The sequence below is a fragment of the Hydrogenophaga sp. genome (genome assembly GCF_026125825.1).
In the GTDB taxonomy this organism is placed as follows: domain Bacteria; phylum Pseudomonadota; class Gammaproteobacteria; order Burkholderiales; family Burkholderiaceae_C; genus Hydrogenophaga.
Map to the genome: position 1 here is coordinate 1 of NZ_JAHCKK010000182.1, position 3892 is coordinate 3892.

The 3892-nt window shown below is 67.6% G+C and carries 3 protein-coding genes; 1 reads left to right on the top strand and 2 read right to left on the bottom strand.

What is annotated here, in order from left to right; translation table 11 throughout:
• Positions 1-463: hypothetical protein (locus KIT86_RS24600; protein WP_297403298.1), on the bottom strand; the 463-nt coding region annotated here is incomplete at its 3' end.
• A 261-nt stretch (positions 464-724) separates the two neighbouring features.
• Here KIT86_RS24600 and KIT86_RS24605 point away from each other — a divergent pair.
• Positions 725-2113 carry a hypothetical protein gene (locus tag KIT86_RS24605; RefSeq protein WP_297403300.1) on the top strand — a complete coding sequence of 463 codons (1389 nt, stop codon included), beginning with the start codon at positions 725-727 and terminating at the stop codon, positions 2111-2113.
• Here KIT86_RS24605 and KIT86_RS25260 read toward each other — a convergent pair.
• Entirely contained in the window at positions 2110-2406 is a 297-nt protein-coding gene (locus tag KIT86_RS25260; protein WP_367185476.1) for a transposase, read from the bottom strand. The genes KIT86_RS24605 and KIT86_RS25260 overlap by 4 nt on opposite strands.
• Positions 2407-3892 lie beyond the last annotated feature (1486 nt).

Sequence of the window (3892 nt, forward strand, 5' to 3'; positions counted from 1 at the left end):
AGTTGACCGTGTTGGCGCCATGGAACTGCAGCTGGTCGATCAGGTACTCGTGCGGCTGGCGCGCAAACCGCCGGCGCTCCTCACCGTCGAGGAAGACGTAGTCGACATAGAGCGTGGTGTTACCCATCTCCGTGCTGGCCACCGTGGGCGTGCCGTCGGTCTCGAGCAGCTCGAGGAACGAGCGGAACTCAAAGTCGATCTTGACCTCATGGTGCTGGAGCGCGATCAGGGGCAGGGCGCAGCCATAGTACCGGTTGAAGTAGAAGATCAGCGGCACATAGTACGTGCGCGCGGGCGCATAGCCCGTGTGGGTCACACCCCGGCCGATCATCTCACCAAAACCAGAACGCTGGCTCTCGGGCGTCACGAGCTCGGAGTAGATCTCGAGCCACTCAGCCCAGTGCTTGTCACATTTTGACGCCGAAAAACGGCGCACCCCGTTGGGGTGAATATTGCTGTTCACGAGTCAATGGGCGTGGAAAAATGGGGTGAAAATGGGAGGAAAATGGGAGAAAAGTGGGAGAAAAGTGGGAGAAAAATGGGAGAAAAATGGGAGAAACTTGGCGGAAACCGCACTGGAACCGAGTGGAAAACGCGCGGAAAACGCGCGAGCTGGCAGACCTGCCGTAGCGCGCCTCGGCGCGGGCGGCGCGGGGTGCTTGAGCGCCATGGACCGCGTCCAGCTCCGCGACACCCGAGTGCGCGAATCGCGTGAGCCTCAGCCATGGAAGACTCCCAGGCATCGCTCATGGAGGGCGACTTGTCGCAATTCCCCAGCGATCTTGTCACGGTGCTCGGTGCCATTGGCACGAACCCCACCTACCCCGCGGCGGACGAGGAGGCCGGTTTGGAAACGGGCTCGGACACGGGCACGGACGCGGACGCGGACCTGCGATGCCCCGGCCTGGAGCACGACTTTCGCGCCGTCCACGCGGTGCCCGTCCTGAAAGGCAAGGATCCTGCTCGCGACGGGGCGGACGCCTTCGCCCCGCCATGCCCTCGTTGCGGCTGCAGGCACACCGCGTTGCGGGGCTGGAAGGACCCCAAGTGGGAGTGCCCTGCCGCAATCGTCGCGAAGCAGACAAAGGCGACGACTAAGGTAGCCGACCCCGCTCGGTGGCCGCAGAGCGTCGTCTGCATGCACTGTCCGCTGTGCGGCGTCAACACGGACGAGCCGCGCCCGTGCCCCACGGGTCCATCCTGTGCGGGGCACACGCTCGGCGACTTTGTCTGCCTGCACCCGCGTGAGGCAGGCGGCACTGCCGAAGCCTGTGCTCAGTGCATGCGCGCGGGCAAGACGCGGCCGTGCCCGTGCGACATCTGCCGCTGCGCGAGAGTGAAGCTTCAACAGCACCCGCTACGCTGGTTCGTCCACTCGCACACCGGCGCCAAGCAGAGGGCGACCAGGGGCCGTGACGATGCCAGGCTGCACGCGATGATGCCGTCCATCGCGCAGAACCTGAACGCGCGGGGCGTGTCGAGCGCGCACGTCCAGGCCTCCGTCGCACGGGCGATTGTTCGTGGCAGAGGCGATCGGTTGCTGCCGAATCCACTTTACGATCTCCTGAGCCCGCCGCTCGTCGACGAGAGCAGCCACAGCGCCGACGCGGCGGGCAAGTGTGCGCAGCCTTGCGCCTGTGCGCGTGTGCATGCCGCCGTCGAACTCATGTTGCGAGCGCGCCGTGCGCATGGAGCGCGCGCAGGGGGATACCTCGGCCTGCAGGACAGCTCCACGGCGCTGCCTGCCATGCAGAGCGACGGGCACGACACGAGCGCTCTTCCCTCTTCCCCATTCTTGCCCGTCTACGCGCCGCCGGCCTTGGCCTTTTCGACGCCGCCGCCGTCCACGATGCGACCGGGGGCACCGTCGACGGCGCGCGCGTCGTCCACCTCGCCGACCCTCACGCGCACCGTGAGCGGCCTGCAGGGCCTGATGGAGCGCGACCCGTGGCGAATGGCCATGCTGATTGCGCTCAACCCGGGGCACACCAAGTACTCTATCCTGCGTTCCACGGTGGACTTTCTCGCCGACAATAAGGAGAACATGGCAGCCATCGTGGACGCGCTCGTGCGCGAGCCGCAGTTGCGCGCTCGCGAGCGCGCCAGTGTCTAATCGCCCAGCCAAGGCCGGTAGGGATAGCCCGGCACGTTGTAGTGGCAGTGCGCGGCCGACGCGCGCACCATCTCCGGCGTGATGCACTCGCGGATGGCGCGCTCAATCTCGCCGACGACGTTCTCGTGCGTCAGCGCGGCGTAGCGGCGGCGCAGAGCACTCTTCAGGACGCTGTTCTGGTGCTCGATCCAGGCCAGGTGCGGCGAGTAGGCGGGGCGGTAGAGCACGACATGTCCGCGCTCCGCGCACGTCTCCTCGATCGGCGCCCCGTGGTGCGACGACGCGTTGTCCATGAGCAGGAACCGCGGCGATGGGCCCAGCTTCGGGAAGAGCAAAAAAGTAGAGGAACAGGAGGAAGGCGTCGCGGTTGACCGTCGCCGGCAAGATCTGGTAGGCGACGACACCGACGTTGATGTCCGTCGCCAGGATGATCGAGTACGCCACGCCCGCGTAGTCGTTGACGTCGGGGCAGACCGCGCGCGTGCCACGTAGCGTACGCGCTCTGGTGCGACGTAGGCCGCCGATGCGTACGACCGTCTCGTCGATGTCGACCATGGCCGCCGTCGGGACGCCCAGGATGCCGCGCTGGCGCGGCGGGCCGACGGGCGGCGTGGTGAACCAGCGCCGTTGCTCCTCGGGGTCGGCGTTCATGTTGCGCCACTCCTTGTGCACCAGCACGAAGCGCATGCGGCGCAGCGCGTCGTCCACCTGCCTCCGCGTGAACGTGTGCGCTGGGCCGTAGACGGCGTTCAGCAGTTGTGCGAGCTCGTCCAAGTACAGGTCTGCCTGCATCGCCACGACGCCGCGCAGGAAGGCCTCGGTCTCACCATGGATGGCCGGCTCGGGCCCGCACGCTCCCTGGCTGCGCGCCACCGTGCCACGCGCTGCGTAGCGTGCGCGGTAGCGCTGCACCGTGCGCTCCGATACGTGGCCGCCCAGGTCGGCGGCGATCTGCGCCGCCGGCACAGCCGGATCGGCAAAGTCCGAGTGGAGGAGGACGCACGCGCGCAGCCACGCGGGGAGGCCGGCACGCCCCAGGCGGCTCTCGCCCGCGCGGGCGTGCGCCTGCGCCCTCGACATGAAGACTGAGCGCTCCCTTCACCGCCGGCGAGGGGCCGGTCCCAAGACGGCCTGGCGTGCGTTGGAGCGCGGTCGACGACGCGATGCTTCTCCACGGCGGCGCAAGGGGGCGCCAGGGCCTCGGGTCGCGGTGTCGACCCTCCCGCCATGATGAGCCGGCGCGTCGCGGCCGAGTTCCGCTCGTGTCCCACTCGCGTCCCGCTCGCGTCCCGCTCGTTTTCCACTCGTTTTCCACTCGTTTTCTTCCCATTTTCTTCCCGTTTTCTTCCCGTTTTCTTCCCGTGTCCGTTCCGATTCCCCGCCCATTGACTCGTGAACAGCAATACCGCATCGTGGGCTTTGCAGTCTACCACCAGTGCGGCTGCCCCAACATGACCTGCCCGGCGCCCGTGTGGTGAGCCCGTTTCCGCAGCCGGGTGGCGCACGTGGCGGCGCTGCTGCTCTGTGGACCGCGCGCGCATGCATGCGCGACCTGATGTGCGCAATTCACCGTGACAGTTACCCTTGCCCTTCGCCACGCCAGAGGAGCGCCACAGCCACCACAGCCCTTGGCACGCATGGCCTAGCCATCTGTCCATGTCCCGTGCGCGGCGCCAAGCGCCAGGCCGGCGTGCACTGCCGCCAGAAGGGCTGGCGCCCTGAGCATCTTGCGCTGACGGCGCACGGGGCGCTGCTGCATCTCGCTCGACGCAGCTACCC